We start from the raw sequence: 23690 nt of genomic DNA, 5'->3' as shown, positions 1-23690 counted from the left end.
ATCCCAGCCATGCCCGAAGCGGATGTCTTTTCGGCGCTCGCCAATCCGGTGCGCCGCGAAATCCTGATGCAGCTGCGCAAGGGGCCGCGCGCGGTGAACGACCTGGCGAGCGGCTTCGACCTGGGCCGTCCCGCCGTCTCCGAACACCTCCAGGTCCTGCGCAAGGCGCAGCTCGTCCGCGAGGAGCCGCGCGGCCGGGAGCGCTACTACCACCTGGATCCGCGTCCGCTGTCGGAGGTGGACGACTGGCTCAAGGCCTTCACGCACTACTGGAAGCAGCGGCTTGCCGCGCTCGAGGACGTGCTCGACGAGGAGTCACGCAAATGAATCCCCCCGCCATCATCCAGCTGGACCACGTGTATGCCCATCCGCCCGCCGCCGTGTGGAAGGCCCTGACGGACCCGGCGCTGCACGCGAAGTGGTGGGCCGCGGGCGACGTGCGGCCCGTCGTGGGCCACCGCTTCACGCTCGACATGGGCGCCTGGGGTCAGCAGCCGTGCGAGGTGCTCGTGGTGGAGCCGGAGCGGCTGCTCAAATACAGCTTCGCGACGGGCACGCTGGACACGACCCTCACCTGGCGCCTCACGCCGGAGGGCACCGGGACGCGCCTCACCCTCACGCACGAGGGCTTCAACCTGGACTCGCCCATGGGCCGCCGCGCCTTCGAGGGGATGAAGCCGGGCTGGCCGGGGCTGCTCGCACGGTTGGGAACCGCACTCGGCGTCTGACTGCCCGTCCCCTGAGACGACCCGTGGACGCAAGGGGGGAACGCGGATACAAGGCCGCCCATTGGAGGCCGTCCCCGTGAAGAAGCCCACCCTCGTCACCGAAATCTCGAAGGAGTTCACCTTCGAGGCCGCGCACCGCCTGCCCAACGTTCCCGAGGGGCACAAGTGCTCGCGGGTGCACGGCCACAGCTACCGCATCGAGATCACCCTCCGCGGCCCCGTGCACCCCCAGTTCGGTTGGATTGTCGACTTCGCGGAGCTGAACGCCGCCTGGCAGCCGCTGCACGCCCAGCTGGACCACCGGCTGCTCAACGACGTCCCGGGCCTGGAGAACCCCACGAGCGAGCTGCTGGCCGCGTGGCTCTTCGAGCGCGTGAACGTGCCGGGCACCACCGTCGCCCGCATCCGCGTCGCGGAGACCTGCACGTCCTCGTGCACCGTCTACGCCGCGGAGGGCTGAAGCGGTTTCAGCGCTCCACCTGTCCCAGGTTGGCGTGGATGACCGCGCCATTGAGGACGGGGGTGGTGGCGCAGGTGTAGAGGACGCCGGCGATCTCCTCCGGCGTGATGAGCCGTCCGAACGTCGTCATCCCCGCCACGCTCGCGCGCACGGCGGGGTCCGTGCCCAGGTGCTCGCGGAGCATCTCCGTGTCCGTGAAGCCCGGGCAGACGGCGGCGGTGTGGACCCGCGTCCCCGCCAGGTCCTGGCAGGTGGCCCGCATCATCCCGATGAGCGCGTGCTTGGTCGTCACGTAGGACGCCACGCCCTTCACGGCCTTCTCCCCCAGCGTGGAGGACACGTAGAGCAGCGACGAGCCGTCCGTGAGCAGCGGCCGCGCCAGGCGGTTGAGGACCAGCGGCGCGACGACGTTGACCTCCAGCACGCGGCGCAGGTGGTCCGCGTCCATCGACAGCGCGTCGTCATGCTCGTAGAGGGCGGCGTTGTGCACGACGCACAGGCGCCCCGGGCCCGCGCTGGCGCCATCGCGCAGCGCCGCTTCGACGGCGGGCTCCCAGCCCGGCACGGCCAGGTCCACTCGCACGTTGACGACGTCCGGCACGGGGCACGGGCCGCGCGCGACGTTGATGACGCGCCAGCCCTCCTTGCGGAACCGCTCCGCCGCCGCCCGCCCGATGCCCCGGCTGGCGCCGGTGATGAGGACCTGATCAGGCATCGCGCTTCCACTCCCAGGAGGCCCACTGTCCCGGGCCGGAAGCGCACTTCACCACCAGCCCGGTGATGTGGTCGCGCGCCATGGCGCTGCCGTCCCCCACCAGCTCCTCGCCGAAGACGCGCGCCAGCTCCTCCAGCGACACGTTGGCCACCGGCAGCACCGTCACGTCGCGCGCCAGGAAGCGCAGCTCCTCGCCGTTGAAGTGCGCCACGTGGTTGCCCTGCGCGTCCCGCTCCAGCCGCAGGTGCTTGGAGTGGGCAGGCAGGAAGAAGGTCTCATTCCAGGCCTTGCAGCGGGCGATGATGGCCTGCTTGAGCGGACCGTAGTCCGAAAGCAGGCCGTCCTCGGACACCTCCCCCGTCAGCGCGACGTAGACGGAGAAGTTGTGCCCATGCAGGTTCTCGCGGTGCGTGGCGGAGAAGATGGTGAAGTGCCCCGCGGAGAACTTCATCTCTTCTTTGTGCAGCTCGAGGGTCGTGGTGCGCGGCGCCATGGGATGGCCCCAGGCTTAGCACCCGGGGCCAAGGCCGGACTAGAAGAGGAAGTCCGTGGTGAGGAAATCCGACTCTCTGCGGGTCAGGATGGATTGGACCAGCGCTGTGTTGTCCGGTGTCGTCTTCGTGGCCACCAGCGTGCGGATGGAGAACACCCGCAGCGCGTCCGCCACGGACAGCGTCCCTTCCGCGGAGTCCTTGCGGCCGTTGAACGGGAACGTGTCCGGCCCGCGCTGACACTGGCAGTTGAGGTTGATGCGGCCCACCTGGTTGGAGAACGCGTCGATGAACCGCCCGATGCGCGCCGAGTCCTTCCCGAACAGGCTGAGCTGCTGGCCGAAGTGCGACTCCACCACCAGCCGCACCGCCTCCGCGTCGTCGTCGAAGACCATCACCGGCACCACCGGGCCGAACTGCTCCTCGGTGGCGAGCCGCATGTCCCTGGTCACCGGGTACACCACGGTGGGTGAATAGAACGACCGCGACGCCTGCCCGCCCGTCGCGTTCACCACGCGGGCGCCCTTCGACACGGCGTCATCCACCAGCCCCTGGAGGTACGTCCCCTTGCCCGGCTCCGGCAGCGGCGTGACGGCGACGCCCGGGTCCCAGGGCATGCCGGGCTTGAGCTTGTCCACGGCGGCGGTGAACTTCGCGAGGAACGCGTCCACGATGTTCCGGTGCACCACCAGCAGCTTGAGCGCCGTGCACCGCTGGCCGTTGAAGGACAGCGTGCCGGTGATGCACTCCTTCACCGCGTTATCCAGGTCCGCGTCCTCCAGGATGATGGCCGGGTTCTTCGCGTCCAGGCCCAGCACGGACTTGAGGCGGTGCGGGCGCGGGTGCATGCGCTTCAATTCGCTGGCGCCCTTGTTGGTGCCGATGAAGGCGAACAGGTCCACCTGCCCGCTCTCCATCAGCGCGCCCACCGTCTCCCGGCCGCGGCCGTAGATGATGTTGATGACGCCGGGCGGGAAGCAGTCCCGGAACGCCTCCAGCAGGGGGCGCACCAGCAGCACGCCGAACTTCGCGGGCTTGAACACCACGGTGTTGCCCATGAGCAGCGCGGGGAAGAGCGTGCTGAAGGTCTCGTTGAGGGGGTAGTTGTAGGGCCCCATGCACAGGGCCACGCCCATGGGCGCGCGGCGGATCTGCGCCATGATGCCCTGGTCCTGGACGAAGCGGGACGACGTGCGGTCCAGCTCCTTCAGCGCGCGGATGGTCTCCACGATGAGGTCCACCGTGCGGTCGAACTCCTTCTCCGAGTCCGGCTGCGTCTTGCCAATCTCCCACATGAGCAGGTTCACCACCGCGGTGCGCTGGGCGCGCATGGCGGTGAGGAAGCGCTCCACGTGCTCGATGCGCTCGGCGACCTTTAGGGAGGGCCAGACGCCCCGGCCGGAGTCGTAGGCCTTCACCGCCGCCGCGAGCGCGTCCAGGGACTCGCGCGAGGTGAGCAGCGGCGTCGCGCCAATCACCTTCTGCTTCAGGCCTTCGGGGGTCCGGACGAACACGGGGCTGGCCACGGGGTTGAGCTCACCGGCCCAGGTGCGCAGCTCACCTCCCACCAGGTACTCGCGCTGCTCCAGATAGGCGGGCAGGCGCACTCCGGGAGGAATCTGCTCTTCGGTGGGAAAGAGGGTGTCCAGTGCGGTCATGGACGGCCTTTCTAATCAGACACCCCGCCCCCGGCACGATTTCCCGTCATGATGAAACCATGATGAGGAGACGAGCCCCCCATGCGGTTCGATGCGGGGCGCATCTGGATGATGGCTCCACCCTGATGCGCGAGAGGTGGTCCATGCTGAAGTCCCTCCTGAGAAGTGCCCTGCCCCTGCTCCTGATGACGTCCGCCGCGCCCGTGCTGGCGCAGCCCGACGCGGGAACCGTGGGCAAGAGCGTCATCATCGGCACGGTGATTGACACCGAGACCAAGAAGCCCCTGGCGGACGTGGTTGTCACCGCGACCTCGCCGAGCCTCCAGGGCGAACAGACGGTCGTCACGGACGCCCAGGGGAACTACCGCATCCCCCAGCTCCCCGCGGGCACGTACACCCTGCGGTTCGAAAAGGAATCGTTCAAGCCCTACGCCCGCCCTGAAATCCAGCTGCTCCTCAACCGCACCATCCGCGTGAACGTGGAGATGCTCCCTGAGAGCTGGACGTCGACAACCATCGTTGGCGCCCCTCCCACCATCGACGTGGGCTCGTCGAACCATGGCGTCAACGTGGACCAGGAGTTCATCCGGCGCATCGCGGTGGCGCGCCCGGTGGGCAAGGGCGGCGCGACGCGCAACTTCGAGTCCCTGGCGGAGCTCCCCCCAGGCGCCCGGTCCGACGCGTACGGCGTGTCCATCAACGGCACGTCCGCGCCTGAAAACGGCTACGTGGTGGACGGCCTGAGCACGAATGATCCCGTCTTCGGCCTCAACGGAAGCACCCTCCCCAAGACCGACCGCGAGCGCGCCCCGTCCTGGGCCCTGCCGTACATGCACATCCTCGTCCCGGACGGCACGCCGCAATTGACGTACCGCGCCCCCCAGGCCTCGGAGCTCCCCACGCCGCAGCCCGCGCCGGAGCGCACCGTGGCCCCGAAGAACCAGCGCTTCTTCGACATGTACTTCAAGGGCTACGGCGTGAACCCCACCGTGGACACGGAGGAGGAGCGCTTCTCCACCTTCTCCGTGGACACCGACACGGCGTCGTACTCGCTGACGCGCGCCTACCTGGAGCGCGGCGCGCTGCCGGACGAGCAGGCCGTGCGCGTGGAGGAGTTCGTCAACACCTTCGACTACGGCTACGCCAACGCCCCGGACGCGCCCTTCAGCGTGAACGTGGAGGGCTTCCCCTCCCCCGCGCGCAAGGGCTACCAGGTGGTGCACATCGGCGTGAAGGCGCGCGACGTGAGCCGCGCCGAGCGCAAGCCGGGCCACCTCGTCTTCGTCATCGACGTGTCCGGCTCCATGAACATGGAGAACCGGCTGGGTTTGGTGAAGCGGTCGCTGCGCCTGCTGGTGGACGCGCTGGATGAGCGGGACCAGGTGTCCATCGTCGTCTACGGCGACACCGCCCATCAGGTGCTCGCCCCCACCAACGCCACGGAGAAGGCCGACATCCTGGCCGCCATCGACAGCGTCCAATCAGAGGGGTCCACCAACGCGCAGGCGGGCATGGAGCTGGGCTACGCGCTGGCCGCGAGCCACATGGTGAAGGGCGGCATCAACCGCGTCATCCTCTGCTCGGACGGCGTGGCGAACAACGGCATCACGCAGGCGGACGGCATCTGGGAGCGCGTGAAGGAGCGCGCGGCGGCGGGCATCACCCTGTCCACCGTGGGCTTCGGCATGGGCAACTACAACGACGAACTCATGGAGCGGCTGGCCCAGGTGGGTGAAGGCAACTACGCCTACGTGGACAAGCTGGAGGAGGCCCGCCGCATCTTCGTGCAGAACCTCACCGGCACGCTCCAGGTGGTGGCCAAGGACGTGAAGCTCCAGGTGGAGTTCGACCGCAAGACGGTGTCCCGCTACCGCCTCATCGGCTACGAGAACCGCCTGCTCACGAAGCAGCAGTTCAACGACGACCGCGTGGACGCGGGTGAAGTGGGCGCGGGCCACGCCGTCACCGCCCTCTACGAGGTGAAGCTGCGCGACCCGTCGCAGACGAACTTCGGCACGCTGCGCATCCGCTACAAGGCCCCGGAGGGCGGCAGCTCGCGCCTCATCGAGAAGGCCATGCCCGTGACGCTCCTGCGTCCGGCCTACGAGAAGGCCGCGTCCCCTACCCGTCTGTCCTACGTCGCCGCCGCCTTCGCGGAGAAGCTGCGCGGCTCCTACTGGGCGCGCCCGCTCACCTACGACGCGCTCGTGTCGCTGTGGCAGGAGCTGGGCACGCCGCTCAAGACCCGTCAGGACGTGGTGGAGCTGGGTGAACTCATCCAGCTGGCGAAGAAGCTGGACCGCCGCGAGGACCGCTTCGAGTCCATCTCGCCGGTGCGCACCATGGACGCCGACCGCGTCCCCACCCTCAAGTAGGGACCGTCCGGATGCCGCGCAGGCTGCTGCCCACCCTCTTCGCCCTCGTGCTCGGCCTCGCCGGGCTCGGGGTCGGCCTGGGCTATCTCCACCGCATCTTCGCCGCGGAACGCGAGGATGCGAGGGCCTCGCTCCGCTCCCGGCGCGAAGCCCTGGAGCAGTACGCCCGCGCGTCGTTGGGACAGGCCTTGCGCGAGGGCTTGGACGGCGCGCGCGGCACGCTGGCGGCGGCGAAGGAGGATCCGTTGGTGGCCACGCCGGGGCTGTACCTGCGGGAACAGGGGGAGCAGGTATTGCCCCGGCTGGCGCAGTTCGACACGGCCGGGGACGCCCCCGCGAAGGAGCGCTACGCCAGGCTGCGCGCGGGCACGGAGGTCGCGGACGAGGACGAGGGGCCGTGGAAGGAGCGGCTGGAGCGGATGTCGCTGGTGGAGCAGGCGCTGAAGGCGAAGGACCGGCGGGCCACGCTGCTGTCATTGATGGCGCTGCTCCAGCACCGCACCCGCTTCGTGCTCGCGTCCACGCGGGACCTGCCGTCGCTGCTGGTGGTGCTGGAGGACGTGGCGGCGCGGGGCGACGTGGTGCCGGACCTGATGCAGGCGCTGGTGCGTGAGGGGCTCGTGGATGGCCAGGGCGGTGGACGGCTGGAGGGCTTGCAGCGGCTGCTGTTGCTCAAGCGCTCGCGCTTCACGCCGGAGGACTTCGACTTCCTGCGGGAGAAGGTGTCGGCGCTCTCCGCGCGCGTGGGCGTGCCGGTGGCGGACTTCGAGGCCCGGGCGCGCGAGCTGGCCGCGGCGCCGCTGCCGCTCCCCGAGGAGGTGCTGGAGCCGGTGCTGGCGCGGTCCGGCTGGTACCTGGAGCCGCTCCAGGGAGGCGACGTGCGCGGACTGGCATTGGACCTGCCCGGACTCCTGACGGGGCTGACCCGCGAGATGCGCGAGCGCGGCCTGCTGGAGGCGGATGGGCGCGTGGCCCTGCCGGGGGACGCGCCGGTGCTGACGCTCGCGTCGCTGCCCGTGGCGGTGGAGTCGTCCGCGTGGGCGCGGGGCGAGGAAGCGCTGGAGAGCCGCTACCGGCTCAAGACGTGGATGCTGGCCCTGTGCGCGGCGCTGGCGCTGATCATCGCAGCGCTGGCCTTCGTGGCCCAGCAGCGCAAGTACCGCTTCCTGGAGCTCAAGAGCGACTTCGTGGCCACGGTGTCGCACGAGCTGCGCACGCCGCTGGCGTCCATCCGGCTGCTCGCGGAGACGCTGGAGTGGCGGGTGGCGGAGGGCGCGGACGCGAAGGACTACCCCGCGCGCATCATCCGCGAGGCGGACGGGCTGGGCTTCCTGGTGGAGAACCTGCTGTCGTTCAATCGCATCGACAAGGGGCGCTGGGTGCCGAAGCTCGCGCCGGTGCGGCTGGACGAGCTGGTCTCCAACCTGCGCCGGGACCTGGAGTCCGGCGCGCCGGTGCCGGTGGAGCTGACCGCGGACGTGGACGCGCGCGAACTGAACGCGGACGCGCAGTTGCTGCGGCTGCTCTTGGCGAACCTGGCGCGCAACGCGTGCGCATACAACACCCGCAGCCCCGTGAAGCTGCACGTCCAGACGCTGCCCGGAGGGCGCGTCCACTTCACGGACAACGGCACCGGCATTCCGAAGGCCGAGTGGGAGCGCATCTTCGGCGAGTTCTACCGGCTGTCCGGCCGCGACGGCCGCGAGGTGCCCGGCAGCGGGCTGGGGCTCGCGCTGTGCCAGCGAATCGCCAGGCTGCACGGAGGCACGCTGCGAGTAGCGGCCTCCAGCCCCGAAGGCACCACCTTCGAACTGACCCTTCCCGAGTACCGGCCCGAAGCCCGGAGCACCGCATGACCACCGCCGCCCCCACCGTCCTCGTCGTGGAGGACGACCCGAACCTGCGGCTCGCGCTGCGAGACAACCTGGAGCACCAGGGCGGCTACGCCGTGGAGGAGGCCGCCACGGTGAAGGAGGCGCGCGAGCACCTGTCCCGCCGCGACTTCCAGCTCATCCTCCTGGACGTGATGCTGCCGGACGGAGACGGCTACGCGCTCTGCCGCACGCTGCGCGAGGAGGGCATGAGCGTGCCGGTGCTGATGCTCACCGCGCGCACGCTGGAGGAGGACGTGGTGCGAGGCTTCGAGTCCGGCGCGCAGGACTACCTGGGCAAACCCTACCGGCTGCGCGAACTGCTCGCGCGAGTGGGGGCGCACCTGAAGCGCAGTGGCGGTGTCGCGCCAACGAAGTTGCTGCGCTTCGCGGGCTACAGCGTGGACCTGGACCGGCGGCGCGTGGAGACGCCCGAGGGCGCGGAGGTGGAGCTGACGCGCAAGGAGTTCGACCTGCTGGCCTTCTTCCTGAAGGAGCGCGAGCGGGCGCTCAAGCGCGACGAAATCCTGGACGCCGTCTGGGGTACGGATGTGGTGGTGGATCCACACACCGTGGACAACTTCGTCTCCAGTCTGAAGCGCAAGCTCAAGTGGACCAGCGCCTCACGCTTCTCCATCCAGACCGTGCGCGGCGTGGGCTACCGTATGGAAGTCGAGCGCGGTTCCTGATTCGAAAGGGGTTCCCCGATGAGGTCCCTGCTCCACGTCCTGCCGGTCCTCATGCTGTGGCTGTCCGCCGAGCCTGCGCAGGCCCAGTCCGCCAACCATGGCAACACCATCTTCGGCACCGTCATCGACGTCCACACCCGGAAACCCATCATGGATGTGGTTGTCAGCCTGAACTCGCCCGCCAATTTTCCGCCGGGGGAGAAGAGCGTGATCACGGACGCGCAGGGGAACTTCCGCTTTACGTTCCTGGATCCAGGACGCTACTCGTTGCAGTTCGCCTGGCTGGATCACCAGCCGTACAAGCGCGAGGACCTCCAGCTCCAGGAGGGGCACTCCCTCCGGGTCCGCGTCGAGTTGGATTCAAAGGCAGAGCCGGTCGTCATCGCATGCGGGCCACCGCCGCCAGGCTTCGATGCGGGGCCGATGCCGGACGCTTCCACGGACCATGCCGTCGAGAGCCCCCCTGCCCAGTCCAAGTAGGTGAGCCGCTTGTCAGTTCCCAGGCCCCGGGAAACACTCCCCGCATGGCCTCCGCCCGCCGCGTCCTCGTCCCGCTGCCTGACCACGACTTCGACGTCACCGAGGTGGCCGTGCCCTGGCGCATGCTCACCGACGCGGGCCACGAAGTCGTGTTCGCCACGGAGAAGGGCCACATGCCCGCCGCGGATCCGCTGCTGCTCACGGGCGTCCTCTTCGGGAAGCTGGGCGCGGAGCCGGAGCCCCGGCGCTTCTACGGCGACGTCACGCTCACGCAATCCTTCCAGAAGCCCCTCACCTGGGACGCGGTGACGCCGTCGGACTTCGACGCGCTCCTGCTCCCCGGAGGGCACGCTCCGGGCATGCGGCAGTACCTGGGCAGCGCGGCGCTCCAGGCGAAGGTGGCGGCGTTCTGGGCGCTCCAGCGGCCCGTCGCGGCCATCTGCCACGGCGTGCTGGTGCTCGCGCGCACGAAGGACCCCGCCACCGGCCGGAGCGTGCTCCACGGCACGCGCACCACGTGCCTGCCGAAGTACATGGAGCGCTCCGCGTACCTGCTGACCGCGTGGAAGCTGGGGCGCTACTACCGCACCTATCCCGCCTACGTGGAGGAGGAGGTCGTCGCCGCGCTCGCGGACCCAAGCCACTTCGAGCGAGGCCCCCGCGTCCTGTCCAAGCGCGGCACCGCGACGGACCACGCCCCCGCCTTCGTGGTGGAGGACGGACGCTACGTCTCCGCGCGGTGGCCGGGGGACGCGTACCTCTTCACGGAGCGCTTCCTGAAGCACCTGTGAAGCGGCTCTTCTCTCCGCCCTCTTTCGGATTCCCCGGATTGACTGGATATCACGACCAGTGGCATGAGGCATGGTGACTTTGTTCTTCGGAAGAACAAAGTCACCCTGAGAGGCGCAGCTGACCTCCTAGGAGTTCCTTCACCTGCCGGAAGTACCCACTGGAGACGTCATGAGCCACAAGGGAATGGTCCGCGGTCTGTCGTTGCTGGGAGTCGTGGGCGTGCTGGGCGGCTGTTCGGGCCCGGAGGCCGGAGACGCCGCGCCGGGAGCCGTGGGCCAGGTGGAGAGCGCCGCCGTCGTGTCGACCATCACGGAGGGCGACTACGTCATCCGCTCCGTGCGGACGAACAAGTGTATCGACGTGGCCTCGTCCAGCACGGCGGACGGCGCGAAGGTGCAGCAGTGGGACTGCAACGGCACCAACGCGCAGAAGTTCCACATCTCGCCCACGTCGGGCGGGTTCTGGAAGATCATCAACGTCAACAGCGGCAAGGCCCTGGACATCGCGGGGGTCAGCACCGCGGAGAACGCCGTCCTCCACCAGTGGAGCTACGTCGGCGGCACCAACCAGCAGTTCCAGTTCATCAACCGGGGCGGCACGCAGTTCAGCTTCCACGTGCGCCACACCGGCATGGCCATGGACCTGTCGTGGGGCTCCTTCGACAACGGCACCCAGATCGTCCAGTACCCCTTCTACGCGGACCGCGACAACCAGCGCTGGACGTTCGACCTGGTCTCCGGCGGGGGAAGCGGCGGCACGGGCTTCGCGGGCATCCTCACCCGCGACATGTTCAACGCCATGTTCCCCAGCCGCAACGCCTTCTACAGCTACGACGCGCTCATCGCCGCCGCGAACGGCTTCCCGGGCCTGGCGACGACGGGTGACACGGACACGCGCAAGCGCGAGGTTGCAGCCTTCCTGGCCAACGTGTCGCACGAGACGGGCGGCCTCGTGTACATCGAGGAGATCAACAAGGCACCCTACTGCGACACGTCGTGGGGTCCCCCGGGCTGCAGCTGCGCGCCGGGCAAGCAGTACTACGGACGCGGCCCCATGCAGCTGTCGTGGAACGGCAACTACTGCGCGGCGGGCAACGCGCTGGGCCTGCCGCTCCAGGCGAACCCGGAGCTGCTGGCCCAGGACGCGAACGCCGCGTGGCGCACGGGCTTCTGGTTCTGGACCACGCAGACGGGCGCGGGCTCCATGACGGCCCACAACGCCATCGTCAACGGCGCCGGCTTCGGTGAGACCATCCGCACCATCAACGGCTCGGTGGAGTGCTACGGCCGCAACCCCGCCCAGGTGCAGAGCCGCATCGACAAGTACCTCCAGTTCTGCTCGATGCTCGGCGTGAGCCCCGGCGGCAACCTGGGCTGCTAGCCGTGGCACGCGCTCAGGGAAGCTGCCCCAGCAGTTGGTAGAGGGCCTCGCGCGTCAGCCCCGCCGCGTCGCGAGCCACCGTCTCCAGCATCCCCCTCGCCCGGCCCAGCTGGGCCGGGTCCGCGTCCTCCAGCGCGGCCAGCGCGGCCTCCTGGAGCTCGCGCGAAGCGGCCGGGCCCAGCTGGCCCTTCAACAGGAAGAGGGCCTCCGCCGCCGGAGCACCGGAGCGCACCAGCGCCACGGCGGAGCGGGCCGCGACGTGCGGGCTCTCATCCCGGAGGTGCTCGCGCAGGGCCGCGACGGCGGCGGGCGACAGCGGACCGGACAACCCCAGCAGGGACGCCGCCTCCTGCCGGATGGGCGCCTCCGGCGCGGTCAGCGTGCGCAGCAGCGCGGGCTCCAGGTCCGGCAGCACGGGCACGGGCCGCGCTTCCCCGTGCAGCTCATCCAGCAGGCCTCGCAGGGACACCAGGGCCAGGTAGAGGCGCGCTCCGTCCGACCCGCGCACCTGCTCCAGCAGCCGGGGCGCGGTGAGCTCCGGGGCCAGCGGCGCGAGCGCGGCCAGCGACTCCAGCGCGGAGAGGGCCACGGACTCCTCGTCCTCCAGCAGCTTCAGCAGCCGGGGCAGCTCCGACGCCGCGGCGGTGCCCAGCCGTCCCACGACGCGCGCCATGGCGCCGCGAACAGAAGCCTTCGGGTGCTGGAACATCCCGTCCAGCGCGGCGAGCTGGGAGGCATCCACCCGGCACACCCCGGCGAGCACCCCCGCAGCGTTCTCCAGCGCCGGGCTCTCCGCCTCCATGCGCGCCAGCACCGCCAGCACGCTCTGGACGGCGAGGCCGGTGAGGCCCGCCTGCGGAGGCCACCAGCCGCGCTGCAACAGGAACAGCAGGGGCTCCGCGACCGCCGTCCCGGGCCGCCCCAGCTCCACCAGGAGCGCCCGGGCGGTCCGCTCGCGCGACTCCGGCTCGCCGGACACCAGCGACTCCTCCAACGCCGACAGCGCCTCCTCGCGCGCTCCCGCATCGCGCGAGGCGAGCCGGCCCAGCCACTCCTCCACCGTGCGAGCACGGCCCCTGTTGCGCTCCGAAGACATGGCCCCAGGCTAGCGCAACGCCCCGGGGGTCCAGGGCCCTGACGCTACGGTTCGACCTGGGTGACGTGGCCCTCCGCGTCCACGTCGAAGTGCAGCGTCCCCCGGTTCTTGCCCACCACGTACAATGCGTATCGGCCCCCGGGCTGGAGTGCCCGGGGCCCGTCCAGGACGGTGAAGCCCTGGGGGGCCTCGCCGTACGTCAGCGAGGCCACGCTGGCGAGGTCGCCGAACGGCTCGGCCCGCAGCTGCCAGTACATCTCCCCCGCCCGGTCCAGCACCTGGACGGTGTTGTAGCGGGGGCGGTCCTCATGCTCGGGGTCCTCCACCTGGAAGCGGGGAGCGGGCAGTTGCCGCGCGCCCTCCACCAGGGACACCTGGAGGACCGGACGGCACGCGGTGAGGAAGAGGAGCAGGACCCAGACCCCCCCCAGGCTGGCGACGCGCGACGACCTCATGGCCTACGGAGCCCCCTGGCCGGCCCGCACCTGGGCGACGGCCGCGTTGATCTGCGCCGTGTAGTCCTTGCCGTTGTAGTGGAAGCCGGCGGCGGGGTTGGCGAAGTAGCCGGCGAGCTGCGCCTGCTGGAGGAACTCCGCCTGCTGCTCGGGGTTGAGCTGGCTCCAGGACTTGCCCGCGTCCAGGCCCTTCTCGAAGTCGTAGCCGTCCCCGATGTGCTGGGCCACCAGCGCCTCGCTCATGTAATCCGTGCCGCCGTTCTGGTGCTGCCAGACGTGCGCCGACTCGTGCACCAGCAGGTCCGGCGTCAGGGGCAGGTTGTCCGGCGGGATGTAGATGGTGTTGCCGTGGGTGAACGCGCGCCCGGTGGTGCTGAACAGGCCGGAGTTGCCCTCCTTGATGCGCATCTGCGAGTAGTCGATGGAGTCCCCGTAGACGCTCTTCAGCGTGGCGATCTCACTGTCCGACAGCTTGCGCGCGGGCGGCTCCACGCCAATCAGCGTCTGGATGGCGCTCAGCGCCCGGCCGCCCATCATCAGGAGGGCGTCCACGGGCGTCTGCACGACGGTCTTCAAGAGGCCCAGCCCCATCTGCTTGAAGCCTTCACCGAACTTGCCCTGGAACAACTTGCCGATGCCGCCGAAGAAGGTGCCCAGCCCCTCTCCCACGTTGCGGACCGCGCCCACCACGGTGCTGACGGCGCCGGTGACCAGGCTGCGCACGCCGTCGCCCGCGCGGGTGGCCACCGTCTTGATGCCGCTCCAGACGGTCTTCGCCGCGCCGCCCACCCAGCTCGCCGCGGTGCTGACCGCGCCGCCCACCGCCTTGGCCGCCGTGGTGACCGCGCTGCCCACCGCCTTGGCCGCCGAGGTGACCGCGCTACCGACGGCGTTCACCGCCGAGCCGACCGCGTTGCCCACGGCCTTGGCCGCGCCGCCCACCGCGTCGCCAATGGCCTTGAAGGGGTTCCAGAACTCGACCTCCTTCGCCTTGCCGTCCACGACGATGGTGCCCTTGTCGTTCTCCGCGCGGATGTCCGCCACCTGCGTCGGGGACAGCTTCTCGCCGGACAGGATGCGGCGGAACAGCTCGCCCTCGTCCCCTTGCGTGTCCTCGGTGTTGAGCTTCGTGTCCAGGTGGTGGCCCGCCTCCTCCACGTAGGTGGAGGCCGCCAGCGACGGATCCAGCGACGCGTTGATGAGCACCGTGCCGGATTCCGCGTCGTAGGCGCCGTTGGCCCCGTTCAGCGTCTCCGCGGACACCGTGCGCACCGGCGGCAGCCAGCCGAAGTCGCCCTTCAGGGCCTGCTGCCGGTACTGCTCGGCCTTGCCGGCGTCGTAGCCCTCGCCGTAGACCGTCCGCATCGTCTCGTGGAACTTCTGCTTGTCCGACGCCATGGCGCCGAACTCGCGCTTGAACGTGGACGTCACGTCCGGCTGCTTGGAGACGAACGCGCTCTGCTCGGAGAAGCCCGCCCGGCGCGCCGCCACTTCCGGCGGGCGCGCAGGCGTCCCCGGCGCCGCGGTGTTTCGTGCCGTTCCCGCCGGCTGCCCCTCCGCCGCGAGCCCCTTGCGAGGCTCCTGCGGCGGAACCCTGGACTGGATCCGCATCGTCATCACATCCCCCTGTGTGAAGCATGAACTGTCAGGACACAGGGTATAACCGGTGTCCGACACCGGGTGACATACGACGACCGGCCGATACAGCGCCGCTACACCTGGGCCATCTGGATGAGGTTGCCGCAGGTGTCCTGGAACATGGCGACGGTGACGGGGCCCATCACCGTGGGCTTCGTGTGGAACACCACGCCGTGTTTCAGCAGGCGCTCATATTCCGCCTGGCAGTCGTCCACGCCGAACGACGCCGCCGGGATGCCCGCGTCGAACAGCGCCTTCTGGTACACGCGCGCGGGAGCGAAGGCCAGGGGCTCCAGCAAGAGCTGTGTGCCCTCCTGCGCGTCCGGCGAGACCACGGTCAGCCACCGGTGCTCCCCGCCCATGGGAACGTCCACCTTGAGCACGAAGCCCAGGACCTCCGTGTAGAACTTCAGGGCCTTGGACTGGTCGTCCACCATCACGCTCGTCACAGTGATTCGCATTGCCGTGTCTCCTGGGTGTCGCGTCGGCTCCGCCCAATGCGTGAAGCGTGCCTGGGTTCAGGGCCGCACGCTCAGGGAAAAGTCCGCGCCGCGCCGCTTGAGTGCGCAGTCAACGGCGGGCGGATGCGAGGGGTCCTGGAGGAAGGCCTTCACGATGCTCACGCCGCACGTGTTGAAGGAGGCCGCGTGGCTGCGGCCCCGCATGTCGACGGGGTACGCGTTGGGCATCGAATCGAGCAGCCGGTGGCCCCACTCCGGAGGCGTGTCCGGGTCGAACTCGCCCGCGAAGACGAGCGCGGGCACGTCGCTCTTCACCGGCGTGTTCTCCACGGCGGGCGCGGCGGTGACGTTCCACGCGCGGCACTCCTGAGGTGAGGCCGTCCCCTCGTTCACTCCGCCCAGGCCCATGGAGGGCGAGAGTTGCGCGGCGATGCGCTCCGCGTCCTCGAACGGCATCTCCTCGGCGCACCAGACGGAATAGCGCAGGCCCCAGGCCATGGCCGAAGGCGCCTGGTTGTCGCTGATCAGCCCGCGCAGGGCCTCCAAGCGCCCCTCGGAGGCGTCCACGATGAGCCTGGGGATGCGGGGGATCTGGATGGGTTCGTGCATCGCGGAGTAGATGGCCTCCACCACCTGCGCGCCTCGTATCTCCGCCGGTGCTCCGGCCGCCCGGAGGGCCAGCTTCAAGGGGCGGCGGTCCGCGTCGGCCACCAGCTTCGCGAAGCGGGCGCGCAGGTCGGGATACCGGGCGCCGCACTCGCGGTCCACCGCGCACCCGTCGAACACCTGGTTCAGGACGCGCAGCACGTTCGTGGCGGAGACCTCGTCGAAGTTCACCTCCGGCGGCAGCACCGAATCCAGCACGACGCTCCGGACGCCTCCGGGATGCCGCCGCAGCACGGTCAACATCAGCCGCGTGCTGTACGACACGCCGTAGAGGTTCCACCGCGCCACGCCGAGCACCTTGCGCAGGTCCTCGATGTCATCCGCGGAGGCCTCGCTGGTGTAGCCATCCAGGTCCACGCCCGACGCGGTCAGCGTCGCCCGGCAGCGTCCCGCCGCCTGCGTCAGCGCGGTGGTCGCCGCCACACCGCGCAGCCGGCCCGCGGCGATCTCGCCCTTGAGGGTGGTGGTCTCCGGGCACTGGAGCGACGGCTGCGCGAACTTCACGCCGCGCTGCTCCAGGACGACGTAGTCGCGCTCGTCCAGCAGCGCGTTGTTCTTGCCGGAGGTGATGCGCTCGACCCCGCTGAGGCCCGGGCCCCCGGGCATGAACAGCACCGGATCCGCCAGCGGCTTCGCGGCACGGCTGCGGAAGATGGTGACGGGAAGGCGGATGGGGCGGCTGTCTGCCTTGTGCCGGTTCTCCGGCACCACCAGGAAGCCACAGTCGATGCGCTCCGAGGCGGCGACCTCCACGGCGCAGGCGCCCGGCTCGAAACGGGGGACCACTGGGGCCGGTTCAGCAGCCCCGGCCTTCCACGAGAGCAACAGCACCGCGACGAAGAGGGGCAAGCGCATGCGTTCCGTTAAACCAGCACCCGGCGGACCAGGTCCACCGCCACGACGGCAGCAGTCCAGGCGGCGGGGCTGCAACGAATTGGGCGGATGCGCTAGCATGGAGCCATGAAATTCATTGAGGGGCTCTTCGTGGGGGTCGGAATCGGAGTGCCTGTCTTTGGAGTGCTCGCGGGGCTCCTCGCGTACGCCAAGGTCAAACACGACGAGGATCAGGCTCGCGCCGGTTGGACCCTGGTGCCGGTCCTCGTCGTGAGCAGGGACCTGCGTCCAGGAGACATCCTGGACAACCAGACCCTCGCGATCCGCTCCGTACCGAGCCAGCTGACCACTGCCTCGGTCTTGCGGCCGGAGTCCGCGAAGCATGTGTTCACCCACACCGTCGCGGTGCCCCTCAAGGCAGGGGACCCGCTGCTCACGACGGCGCTGCCCCCCACCGCCGAGTGCGACCAGCAGCTCCGGGAGCGCTCCGCCCCCTCCCGGACCGACGCTTCCGTGGAAGCGATTCGTGAGCGGCTGTCGGGAGCCCAGACGCCATGAGCCCCTTCATTCGAGGAATCGGCGTGGGCCTCTTCGTCAGCCTCCTGGGAGCCGGGACGTTCGGCACGGTCATGGCTCGCAAGTATCTGGCGAAGGTCGACGGGGCCTGGGGGCTACAGCCCGCGCTCCTGCTCACGCACGACGTCCCGCCAGGACATGTGCTCACGAGCGTGGACCTCACGGCGACGGGCATTCCCAGGCAGTTCCTCACGACCGCCTGGGTCCTGGGCCCGGACCGGGCCGCGGTGCTCGGCAAGGCCGTCACCGTCCCCGTGGAGAAGGGCGCCCCCCTGCTCTGGACCAGCTTCGCCGTGCCTTCCTGCCCGGCGCCGTGAACCCCGGGCGCCTCAGCGGTGCCGCACGCCGTGCCGGAAGCAGTCCACCGTGTGGTCGTCCACGATGCCCGTCGCCTGCATCCACGCGTAGACGATGACCGGCCCCACGAACTTGAAGCCGCGCTGCTTGAAGGCCTTGGAGTACGCCTCCGACAGCTCCGTCTTCGCCGGCACGTCGCCCCGGCCCTTCCAGACATTGCGGATGGGCTTTCCGCCCGCCATGCCCCAGACGAACGAGGAGAAGTCCTCGCCCGCCTCCTGCATCTTCAAGTAGGCGCGCGCGTTGCCGATGGTCGCTTCAATCTTCGCGCGGGCCCGGACGATGCCCTCGTCCGCCATCAGGCGCGTGACGTCCTTCTCCGTGAAGCGCGCCACCACCTTCGGGTCGAAGCCCTTGAACGCCTTCCGGAAGGCCTCGCGCTTTCGCAGGATGACGATCCACGCGAGCCCCGCCTGGAAGCCCTCCAGCATCAGCATCTCCCAGAGCGCGCGGCTGTCGCGCACCGGCACGCCCCACTCCTCGTCGTGGTAGGTCTGGTACAGCGGATCCGTCCCCACCCACACGCAACGCTGTTGCATCCGCTCCCTCCGGCTCGTGGCCCGAGGCAGGGCTAGCATGGAGCCTGAACAGGCGGCCAGTCCCCGCGTGCGCCTTTTTCAGCGGAGCCGGGTCAGCAGCGCGAACAGCCCGTCGCTCCACCACCGGCCGCGCAGCCCTGGCAGGAGCCGCTGCCAGTACACGCTGCTGCGCGGGATGCGCCCGGGCAGCGGGTAGTCGAAGTCGATGGACTGGAAGCCCGCCTCCGCGGCCATGCGCCGCGCGTCCAGCTCCGTGATGGGGGTGATGTGCCCCGAGTCCCGGTAGTCCTGCTCGCAGAACGCGGGGAAGTAGCCCCGGACGAGGAAGGACAGCCGTGCCGTCAGACTGTCGTTGTTGGGCGTGGTGAAGAAGAGGTGGCCTCCGGGCTTGAGCACGCGGAAGGCCTCCTTCACGAAGTGGCGTGGGTTGGCCAGATGCTCCAGCACCTCGATGGCGAACACCCAGTCCACCGACGCGTCGCCCCACGGCAGCGCGTCCCGCGACACGTCCCGCTGCTGGAACTCCACGCCCGGCAGGCGGCTGGCGCCCGCGTCGTGGATGTCCGTGCTGAGGATGCGCTCGACGGCCGGGTTGCGCTGCAGCCGGCGGATCCACCCGCCACTGCCCGACCCCACGTCGAGCACCACGCCGAAGGCCCGCTGCCCCGCCACGCTCCAGGCCGCGTCCCGCAGCGGCTCCGGGGACAGCCCTTCCTGACGCTGCGCGTAGGCGGAGGCGTCATGGCCCAGCGGTCCCGCGTTGCCCTTCGCTCCGGAGTCCATGCGCGGGGAGTCTACCCTCCGGAGCGCCGTGGCGCCCGGCTTGCCTCCGGGCTCGTCCCCGGGCGCTTCACTGCATGCCCGGCTGCGCCGGCTCGGGGTTTCGGATGGGTGCTTCCACGGACGACTCTTCGTCCTTGAGCGAGACCCGGATCATCTCGCGCAGCTCGGGGCTGTCCTTCTCGCCGTGGACGGAAATGGCGTGTTCCACCGCCGCCCGCATCACCTCGTCCTCCTCGCCGGTGATGGTCAGCGAGCAGTTGGACTCACTCGGGGCCTCCCGACAATCCATTGTCTTGCGTGACATGGCTGATTCACCTCCTCCTTCTGAAGTGCGCATGTGAAGGGCCATGCGCAATCCGCGCGAGCCGCTATCATCCGCGCGCCAGGTGCGACCGGGAGGCACGGCATGGGACAGGAAGTGGATGTCATCGTCGTCGGCGGAGGGCTCGCCGGACTCGTCGCCGCGACCGAGCTCGCGGACGCAGGCAAGCGCGTCGCCGTGGTGGACCAGGAGGGGCCGCAGAACCTGGGCGGCCAGGCGTTCTGGTCGTTCGGCGGCCTGTTCCTCGTGGACTCGCCCGAGCAGCGGCGCATGGGCATCAAGGACTCGCACGCGCTCGCGATGGAGGACTGGCTGGGCACCGCCGGCTTCGACCGCGAGGAGGACCACTGGCCGCGCCAGTGGGCGGAGGCCTTCGTCGCCTTCGCCGCGGGCGAGATGCGCCCCTGGCTGGTGCAGCAGGGCATGAGCTGGTTCCCCGTCGTGGGATGGGCGGAGCGCGGCGGCTACGGCGCCGTGGGCCACGGCAACTCCGTCCCCCGCTTCCACGTCACCTGGGGCACCGGCCCCGGCGTGCTGGAGCCCTTCGTGCGCCGGGCCAAGGCGGCCGAAGCCAAGGGCACCCTCACCTTCCACTTCCGCTGCCGCGTGGACGAGTTGCTCACCCAGAACGGCGCGGTGGTGGGCGTGCGCGGCATGCGGCTGGAGCCCACGGACGTCCCTCGTGGCGCCAGCAGCTCGCGCGTGACGGTGGGTGACTTCGAGCTGCGCGCGAGCGCGGTCATCGTCACGTCCGGCGGCATCGGCGGCAACCACGAGCTGGTCCGCAAGGCGTGGCCCCAGCGCATGGGCCCCGCGCCGAAGTTCATGATCCAAGGCGTCCCCGACCACGTGGACGGCCGGATGATCGCCATCACGGAGGCCGCGGGCGGGCGCCTCATCAACCGCGACCGCATGTGGCACTACACGGAGGGGCTGCGGAACTGGAACCCCATCTGGCCCCGCCACGGCATCCGCATCCTGCCGGGCCCCAGCTCGCTGTGGCTGGACGCCACCGGCAAGCGCCTGCCGCCGCCGCTGTTCCCGGGCTTCGACACGCTGGGCACGCTGGAGCACATCCTCAAGACGGGCCACGAGCACACCTGGTTCATCCTCAACCAGTGGATCATCAAGAAGGAGTTCGCGCTCTCCGGCTCGGAGCAGAACCCGGACCTCACCGGCAAGGACTGGCTGGGTGTGCTCAACCGCGCCGTGGGCAAGAAGGCCATGGGCCCGGTGGAGGCCTTCAAGGAGAAGGGCGAGGACTTCGTCGTCTCCGACAACCTGCGCGACCTGGTCGCCGGGATGAACGCGAAGACGGAAACCCCGCTGCTGGACTTCACCACGGTGGAGCGCGAGGTGAAGGCCCGCGACATGCAGCTGGACAACCCCTTCAGCAAGGACCTGCAGCTCGCGGCCATCCGGCAGGCGCGCAACTACCGGGGTGACAAGCTGGTGCGCACCGCGAAGCTGCACCGAATCCTGGACCCCAAGGCGGGGCCTCTCATCGGCGTGAAGCTGAACATCCTCACGCGCAAGACGCTGGGCGGCTTCGAGACCGACCTCCAGGGCCGCGTCTTCAACGCCAAGGGACAGACCATCCCGGGGCTCTATGCGGCAGGCGAGGTGGCCGGCTTCGGAGGCGGTGGCGTCCACGGCTACCGCGCCCTGGAAGGCACGTTCCTGGGCGGCTGCATCTTCTCCGGCCGCGCCGCGGGCCGGGCCGCGGCGGGGAGTGTGTAGGCCTCAGGCGACGGCCTGGAAGGGCCACGGCGTGGAGCGCATCCCGGCCGCCCAGTTGTCGTGCCGGCCGTCCCAGTACCCGAAGGTGAGCAGCGACGGGTCCACGTCATCCAGCGTGTTGACGTAGATGGAGACGAACTTCCCGCCCAGCTCCGGGACGTCGCCGTCACCGAAGCACACGACGCCGCAGCGCCCGCAGAAGCTGCGGGTGTTGGGGCTGCCGTCGCGCCCGTACTTCTTGAGGGCCTCCTGGCCCTTCAGGAGGCGGAAGGCGTCAGGCTTCATCCCCGCACCGCCGCCGTAGCCGTACTTCATGCAGATGGTGCAGTTGCAGCGGCTCACGCCCGCCAGGTCCACGGTGGCCTCGTAACGCACGGCGCCACACAGGCAGCCGCCCGCGTAGGTGTGGAGGCCGCGCTGGGCAGGGTTCTTCAGCTGGGTGTCGTTCTGGGTCATGGCGATTTCTCCGGTGCCGCGTTGTGGGAACGCAATCAATGTCGCCCCGGGCCGTGACAGCCTTATGTCAGGTTTGTCGCCGCCCTCTGTTGAACCCGGCGGAGGCTGGCCCAGAGTCCCCCTGTCCGCCGCTCCCGGAGGCCCCATGAACGTCTGGAAGTCCCTGTCCCGCCTTGTCGCGCCCACGCTGCTCCTGCCCCTGCTGGGGGCCGCTCCGCCCGCCGCGCCACCCGCCACGCAGCCCGCTCCGGCGGTGAAGCCGGCCACGGGCGCCCCGGCGGCCCGGATGCCGAAGCAGTACTCGGTGGAGCAGTTCATGGGGTCCACGGAGGTGATGGCCCCGGTCTTCACGTCGGACGGCAAGCAACTGCTCTTCTCGTCGAACGCGTCCGGCATCTTCAACGTGCACAGCGTGCCGGTGGGCGGGGGCAAGCCCACGGCGCTGACGCGCTCGAAGACGGACAGCATCCGCGTCGTCGGCGCCTTCCCGCGCGACAACCGCATCCTCTTCATGCACGACAAGGGCGGGGATGAGCAGACGCACGTCTACGTGCGCACGCCGGACGGCAAGGAGAAGGACCTCACGCCCATGAAGAAGGGCGCCGCCGGCTTCCTGGGCTTCAGCCGGGACGACAGCGCGTTCTACATCACCACCAACGAGCGCGACCCGGGCGCCATGGACGTGTACCGCGTTGACGCGAAGACGTACGCGCGCACGCTCCTGGCCCAGAACGACAAGGGGTTCGGCGTCGCTGGCGTGGCTCCAGACGAGAGCTGGGTGGCGCTGGAGGAGGCGGTCACCACGTCGGACGGCAACGTGTGGCGCTACGACGTCGCGACCAAGACGCTGAAGAACCTCACGCCCCACACGGGCACGGCCATCTACCGGGTGGGGGACATCCACCCCGTGACCGGGGAGCTGTACGTCCTCACGAACGACGGCTCGGAGTTCACCCGCGTGGTGCGCCCGGCGAAGGAGGCCGGCAAGTGGGAGGACGTGGAGAAGGCGGACTGGGACATCGTCGGCACCTCCTTCTCGCACTCGGGGGCGTTCCGCGACTCCATCATCAACGTGGACGCGGGCTTCGAGCTGCGCCTGCACGACATGAAGACCGGCACCCAGGTTCCGCTGACGCAGTTCCCACCCGGGATGATCTCCGAGTCCGTCTTCTCCCGTGACGAGAAGCAGCTGGCGGTCCTGCTGGAGACGGACCGCTCCTCCGCGAACCTCTATGTCCAGGACCTGGCCACGAAGAAGACCACGCGCGTGACGGACACGATGAGCCGCGAGCTCGACTCCGAGGACCTGGTGGACGCGCAGGTGGTGCGCTTCAAGTCCTTCGACGGGATGGAGATCCCCAACCTGCTCTTCAAGCCGCACCAGGCCACGGCCCAGAACAAGGCGCCCGCCATCGTCTACGTGCACGGCGGTCCAGGCGGAGAGACGACCCGGGGCTACCACAACTTCGTCCAGTACCTGGTGAACCACGGCTACGTGGTGCTGGGCATCAACAACCGGGGCAGCTCCGGCTACGGCAAGACGTTCTTCAAGGCGGACGACCAGAAGCACGGCAAGGATCCGCTGCGAGACTGCGTGGAGGCCCGCAAGTACCTGGCCAGCCTGCCGTACGTGGACGGCTCGCGCGTGGCCATCCTCGGCGGCAGCTACGGCGGCTACATGGTGCTGGCGGCGCTCGCCTTCCACCCGGACGCCTTCGACGTGGGCGTGGACGTCTTCGGCGTGTCCAACTGGCTGCGCACGCTCAAGAGCATGCCGCCCGAGTGGGGCGCCTTCCGTCAGGCCATGATGCAGGAGATAGGCGACCCGGAGAAGCAGGAGGCGATGCTCAAGGAGATCTCCCCCCTCTTCCACGCGGACAAGATCAAGAAGCCGTTGTTCGTGGTCCAGGGCGCCAACGACCCGCGCGTCCTCCAGGCGGAGTCGGACGACATGGTCGCGGCGGTGAAGAAGAACGGCGTCCCCGTGGAGTACCTGCTGCTCCCCGACGAGGGCCACGGCTTCAAGAAGAAGAAGAACGAGGCGGAGGTGGACCGGCGCACCCTGGAGTTCCTCGACCGCTACCTCAAGCCCGCCACCGCCACGGCCCCCAAGCCCTGAGGGCCTGAG

The 23690-nt window shown here is 69.8% G+C and carries 25 protein-coding genes; 13 read left to right on the top strand and 12 right to left on the bottom strand.

Features of this window, described 5'->3' with window-relative positions; genetic code table 11:
* The first annotated feature begins 9 nt into the window (after positions 1-9).
* The 3 genes from AABA78_RS24955 to queD all read left to right on the top strand — a co-directional run bounded on the left by AABA78_RS24955 (position 10) and on the right by queD (position 1188).
* Entirely contained in the window at positions 10-327 is a 318-nt protein-coding gene (locus AABA78_RS24955) for an ArsR/SmtB family transcription factor (RefSeq protein WP_120524485.1), read from the top strand.
* Entirely contained in the window at positions 324-728 is a 405-nt protein-coding gene (locus tag AABA78_RS24950; protein ID WP_338266449.1) for an SRPBCC family protein, read from the top strand. Before AABA78_RS24955 ends, AABA78_RS24950 begins: the two co-directional genes overlap by 4 nt.
* Before the next feature lie 76 nt (positions 729-804).
* On the top strand, positions 805-1188 hold the full coding sequence (gene queD, locus AABA78_RS24945) for a 6-carboxytetrahydropterin synthase QueD (RefSeq protein WP_338266447.1): 384 nt from the start codon (positions 805-807) through the stop codon (positions 1186-1188).
* A gap of 7 nt (positions 1189-1195) precedes the next feature.
* Here the strand turns inward: queD and AABA78_RS24940 are convergent, their stop codons facing one another.
* The 3 genes from AABA78_RS24940 to AABA78_RS24930 are packed head-to-tail and all read right to left on the bottom strand — an operon-like array spanning position 1196 to position 4052.
* Positions 1196-1903, bottom strand: coding sequence for an SDR family NAD(P)-dependent oxidoreductase (locus AABA78_RS24940; protein ID WP_338266445.1), 708 nt, complete (start codon positions 1901-1903; stop codon positions 1196-1198).
* A complete protein-coding gene (locus AABA78_RS24935; protein WP_338266444.1) occupies positions 1896-2396 on the bottom strand; it encodes a 6-pyruvoyl trahydropterin synthase family protein in 501 nt (166 codons plus the stop codon). The genes AABA78_RS24940 and AABA78_RS24935 overlap by 8 nt, the downstream gene beginning before the upstream one ends.
* A gap of 39 nt (positions 2397-2435) precedes the next feature.
* Positions 2436-4052, bottom strand: coding sequence for an NADP-dependent glyceraldehyde-3-phosphate dehydrogenase (locus AABA78_RS24930; protein ID WP_171413126.1), 1617 nt, complete (start codon positions 4050-4052; stop codon positions 2436-2438).
* A gap of 143 nt (positions 4053-4195) precedes the next feature.
* Here AABA78_RS24930 and AABA78_RS24925 point away from each other — a divergent pair, with 143 nt between their 5' ends.
* The 6 genes from AABA78_RS24925 (at position 4196) to AABA78_RS24900 (ending at position 11639) form a co-directional block, all read left to right on the top strand.
* Positions 4196-6427, top strand: a complete 2232-nt coding sequence (locus AABA78_RS24925; RefSeq protein WP_502260923.1) for a YfbK domain-containing protein — start codon at positions 4196-4198, stop codon at positions 6425-6427.
* Positions 6428-6438: 11 nt separating this feature from the next.
* Complete coding sequence (locus AABA78_RS24920) at positions 6439-8283, top strand: sensor histidine kinase (RefSeq protein WP_338266441.1); 1845 nt, start codon at positions 6439-6441, stop codon at positions 8281-8283.
* Positions 8280-8987 (top strand): response regulator transcription factor, encoded by a 708-nt coding sequence (locus tag AABA78_RS24915; RefSeq protein ID WP_338266440.1) that lies wholly within the window; start codon positions 8280-8282, stop codon positions 8985-8987. Before AABA78_RS24920 ends, AABA78_RS24915 begins: the two co-directional genes overlap by 4 nt.
* An 18-nt stretch (positions 8988-9005) precedes the next feature.
* Positions 9006-9467 carry a carboxypeptidase-like regulatory domain-containing protein gene (locus AABA78_RS24910; protein WP_338266439.1) on the top strand — a complete coding sequence of 154 codons (462 nt, stop codon included), beginning with the start codon at positions 9006-9008 and terminating at the stop codon, positions 9465-9467.
* A gap of 44 nt (positions 9468-9511) precedes the next feature.
* Positions 9512-10258, top strand: coding sequence for a type 1 glutamine amidotransferase domain-containing protein (locus AABA78_RS24905; RefSeq protein ID WP_338266437.1), 747 nt, complete (start codon positions 9512-9514; stop codon positions 10256-10258).
* Positions 10259-10427: 169 nt separating this feature from the next.
* Complete coding sequence (locus AABA78_RS24900; protein WP_338266435.1) at positions 10428-11639, top strand: glycoside hydrolase family 19 protein; 1212 nt, start codon at positions 10428-10430, stop codon at positions 11637-11639.
* 13 nt (positions 11640-11652) lie between these two features.
* On the opposite strand, the gene AABA78_RS24895 is transcribed toward AABA78_RS24900, so the two are convergent.
* From AABA78_RS24895 to AABA78_RS24875, 5 genes are all read right to left on the bottom strand, one after another.
* Positions 11653-12735 carry a hypothetical protein gene (locus AABA78_RS24895; RefSeq protein WP_338266433.1) on the bottom strand — a complete coding sequence of 361 codons (1083 nt, stop codon included), beginning with the start codon at positions 12733-12735 and terminating at the stop codon, positions 11653-11655.
* Positions 12736-12779: 44 nt separating this feature from the next.
* A complete protein-coding gene (locus tag AABA78_RS24890; protein ID WP_338266432.1) occupies positions 12780-13190 on the bottom strand; it encodes a hypothetical protein in 411 nt (136 codons plus the stop codon).
* A gap of 3 nt (positions 13191-13193) precedes the next feature.
* A complete protein-coding gene (locus AABA78_RS24885) occupies positions 13194-14807 on the bottom strand; it encodes a hypothetical protein (protein ID WP_338266430.1) in 1614 nt (537 codons plus the stop codon).
* Positions 14808-14902: 95 nt separating this feature from the next.
* Complete coding sequence (locus tag AABA78_RS24880) at positions 14903-15289, bottom strand: VOC family protein (RefSeq protein WP_171413134.1); 387 nt, start codon at positions 15287-15289, stop codon at positions 14903-14905.
* A gap of 57 nt (positions 15290-15346) precedes the next feature.
* Positions 15347-16810 carry an alpha/beta fold hydrolase gene (locus AABA78_RS24875; protein ID WP_338266427.1) on the bottom strand — a complete coding sequence of 488 codons (1464 nt, stop codon included), beginning with the start codon at positions 16808-16810 and terminating at the stop codon, positions 15347-15349.
* Positions 16811-16915: 105 nt separating this feature from the next.
* Between AABA78_RS24875 and AABA78_RS24870 the strand changes: the two genes are divergently transcribed.
* A complete protein-coding gene (locus AABA78_RS24870; RefSeq protein ID WP_338266425.1) occupies positions 16916-17347 on the top strand; it encodes an SAF domain-containing protein in 432 nt (143 codons plus the stop codon).
* Positions 17344-17682: an SAF domain-containing protein gene (locus AABA78_RS24865; RefSeq protein ID WP_338266424.1), complete on the top strand. Its 339-nt coding sequence runs from the start codon at positions 17344-17346 to the stop codon at positions 17680-17682. Before AABA78_RS24870 ends, AABA78_RS24865 begins: the two co-directional genes overlap by 4 nt.
* A 12-nt stretch (positions 17683-17694) precedes the next feature.
* Here AABA78_RS24865 and AABA78_RS24860 read toward each other — a convergent pair whose 3' ends face one another.
* The 3 genes from AABA78_RS24860 to AABA78_RS24850 all read right to left on the bottom strand — a co-directional run bounded on the left by AABA78_RS24860 (position 17695) and on the right by AABA78_RS24850 (position 19348).
* Positions 17695-18261, bottom strand: a complete 567-nt coding sequence (locus tag AABA78_RS24860) for a DNA-3-methyladenine glycosylase I (RefSeq protein WP_338266422.1) — start codon at positions 18259-18261, stop codon at positions 17695-17697.
* Positions 18262-18339: 78 nt separating this feature from the next.
* Positions 18340-19044 carry a class I SAM-dependent methyltransferase gene (locus AABA78_RS24855; RefSeq protein ID WP_338266420.1) on the bottom strand — a complete coding sequence of 235 codons (705 nt, stop codon included), beginning with the start codon at positions 19042-19044 and terminating at the stop codon, positions 18340-18342.
* A gap of 67 nt (positions 19045-19111) precedes the next feature.
* On the bottom strand, positions 19112-19348 hold the full coding sequence (locus AABA78_RS24850; RefSeq protein ID WP_338266418.1) for a DUF1059 domain-containing protein: 237 nt from the start codon (positions 19346-19348) through the stop codon (positions 19112-19114).
* Between the two features lie 102 nt (positions 19349-19450).
* On the opposite strand from AABA78_RS24850, the gene AABA78_RS24845 reads away from it, so the two are divergent.
* Positions 19451-21106: an FAD-binding dehydrogenase gene (locus AABA78_RS24845; protein ID WP_338266416.1), complete on the top strand. Its 1656-nt coding sequence runs from the start codon at positions 19451-19453 to the stop codon at positions 21104-21106.
* Positions 21107-21109: 3 nt separating this feature from the next.
* On the opposite strand, the gene AABA78_RS24840 is transcribed toward AABA78_RS24845, so the two are convergent.
* A complete protein-coding gene (locus AABA78_RS24840) occupies positions 21110-21562 on the bottom strand; it encodes a GFA family protein (protein WP_338266415.1) in 453 nt (150 codons plus the stop codon).
* Positions 21563-21707: 145 nt separating this feature from the next.
* Between AABA78_RS24840 and AABA78_RS24835 the strand changes: the two genes are divergently transcribed.
* Entirely contained in the window at positions 21708-23681 is a 1974-nt protein-coding gene (locus AABA78_RS24835) for a S9 family peptidase (RefSeq protein ID WP_338266413.1), read from the top strand.
* Positions 23682-23690: the final 9 nt, after the last annotated feature.

The sequence above is a fragment of the Corallococcus caeni genome, from assembly GCF_036245865.1.
GTDB lineage: Bacteria > Myxococcota > Myxococcia > Myxococcales > Myxococcaceae > Corallococcus > Corallococcus caeni.
This window is presented reverse-complemented; position numbering and strand designations above follow the sequence as displayed.

Bases quoted from the DNA above. Each gene is read 5' to 3' on its own strand.
- AABA78_RS24875 (WP_338266427.1), bottom strand. From the start codon at position 16,810: ATGCGCTTGCCCCTCTTCGTCGCGGTGCTGTTGCTCTCGTGGAAGGCC.
- AABA78_RS24950 (WP_338266449.1), top strand. From the start codon at position 324: ATGAATCCCCCCGCCATCATCCAGCTGGACCACGTGTATGCCCATCCG.
- AABA78_RS24840 (WP_338266415.1), bottom strand. From the start codon at position 21,562: ATGACCCAGAACGACACCCAGCTGAAGAACCCTGCCCAGCGCGGCCTC.
- AABA78_RS24910 (WP_338266439.1), top strand. From the start codon at position 9,006: ATGAGGTCCCTGCTCCACGTCCTGCCGGTCCTCATGCTGTGGCTGTCC.
- AABA78_RS24925 (WP_502260923.1), top strand. From the start codon at position 4,196: ATGCTGAAGTCCCTCCTGAGAAGTGCCCTGCCCCTGCTCCTGATGACG.
- AABA78_RS24930 (WP_171413126.1), bottom strand. From the start codon at position 4,052: ATGACCGCACTGGACACCCTCTTTCCCACCGAAGAGCAGATTCCTCCC.
- AABA78_RS24880 (WP_171413134.1), bottom strand. From the start codon at position 15,289: ATGCGAATCACTGTGACGAGCGTGATGGTGGACGACCAGTCCAAGGCC.
- AABA78_RS24850 (WP_338266418.1), bottom strand. From the start codon at position 19,348: ATGTCACGCAAGACAATGGATTGTCGGGAGGCCCCGAGTGAGTCCAAC.
- AABA78_RS24900 (WP_338266435.1), top strand. From the start codon at position 10,428: ATGAGCCACAAGGGAATGGTCCGCGGTCTGTCGTTGCTGGGAGTCGTG.
- AABA78_RS24940 (WP_338266445.1), bottom strand. From the start codon at position 1,903: ATGCCTGATCAGGTCCTCATCACCGGCGCCAGCCGGGGCATCGGGCGG.
- AABA78_RS24920 (WP_338266441.1), top strand. From the start codon at position 6,439: ATGCCGCGCAGGCTGCTGCCCACCCTCTTCGCCCTCGTGCTCGGCCTC.
- AABA78_RS24935 (WP_338266444.1), bottom strand. From the start codon at position 2,396: ATGGCGCCGCGCACCACGACCCTCGAGCTGCACAAAGAAGAGATGAAG.
- AABA78_RS24870 (WP_338266425.1), top strand. From the start codon at position 16,916: ATGAAATTCATTGAGGGGCTCTTCGTGGGGGTCGGAATCGGAGTGCCT.
- AABA78_RS24885 (WP_338266430.1), bottom strand. From the start codon at position 14,807: ATGACGATGCGGATCCAGTCCAGGGTTCCGCCGCAGGAGCCTCGCAAG.
- AABA78_RS24895 (WP_338266433.1), bottom strand. From the start codon at position 12,735: ATGTCTTCGGAGCGCAACAGGGGCCGTGCTCGCACGGTGGAGGAGTGG.
- AABA78_RS24835 (WP_338266413.1), top strand. From the start codon at position 21,708: ATGAACGTCTGGAAGTCCCTGTCCCGCCTTGTCGCGCCCACGCTGCTC.
- AABA78_RS24855 (WP_338266420.1), bottom strand. From the start codon at position 19,044: ATGGACTCCGGAGCGAAGGGCAACGCGGGACCGCTGGGCCATGACGCC.
- AABA78_RS24955 (WP_120524485.1), top strand. From the start codon at position 10: ATGCCCGAAGCGGATGTCTTTTCGGCGCTCGCCAATCCGGTGCGCCGC.
- AABA78_RS24915 (WP_338266440.1), top strand. From the start codon at position 8,280: ATGACCACCGCCGCCCCCACCGTCCTCGTCGTGGAGGACGACCCGAAC.
- AABA78_RS24865 (WP_338266424.1), top strand. From the start codon at position 17,344: ATGAGCCCCTTCATTCGAGGAATCGGCGTGGGCCTCTTCGTCAGCCTC.
- AABA78_RS24905 (WP_338266437.1), top strand. From the start codon at position 9,512: ATGGCCTCCGCCCGCCGCGTCCTCGTCCCGCTGCCTGACCACGACTTC.
- AABA78_RS24890 (WP_338266432.1), bottom strand. From the start codon at position 13,190: ATGAGGTCGTCGCGCGTCGCCAGCCTGGGGGGGGTCTGGGTCCTGCTC.
- AABA78_RS24860 (WP_338266422.1), bottom strand. From the start codon at position 18,261: ATGCAACAGCGTTGCGTGTGGGTGGGGACGGATCCGCTGTACCAGACC.
- AABA78_RS24845 (WP_338266416.1), top strand. From the start codon at position 19,451: ATGGGACAGGAAGTGGATGTCATCGTCGTCGGCGGAGGGCTCGCCGGA.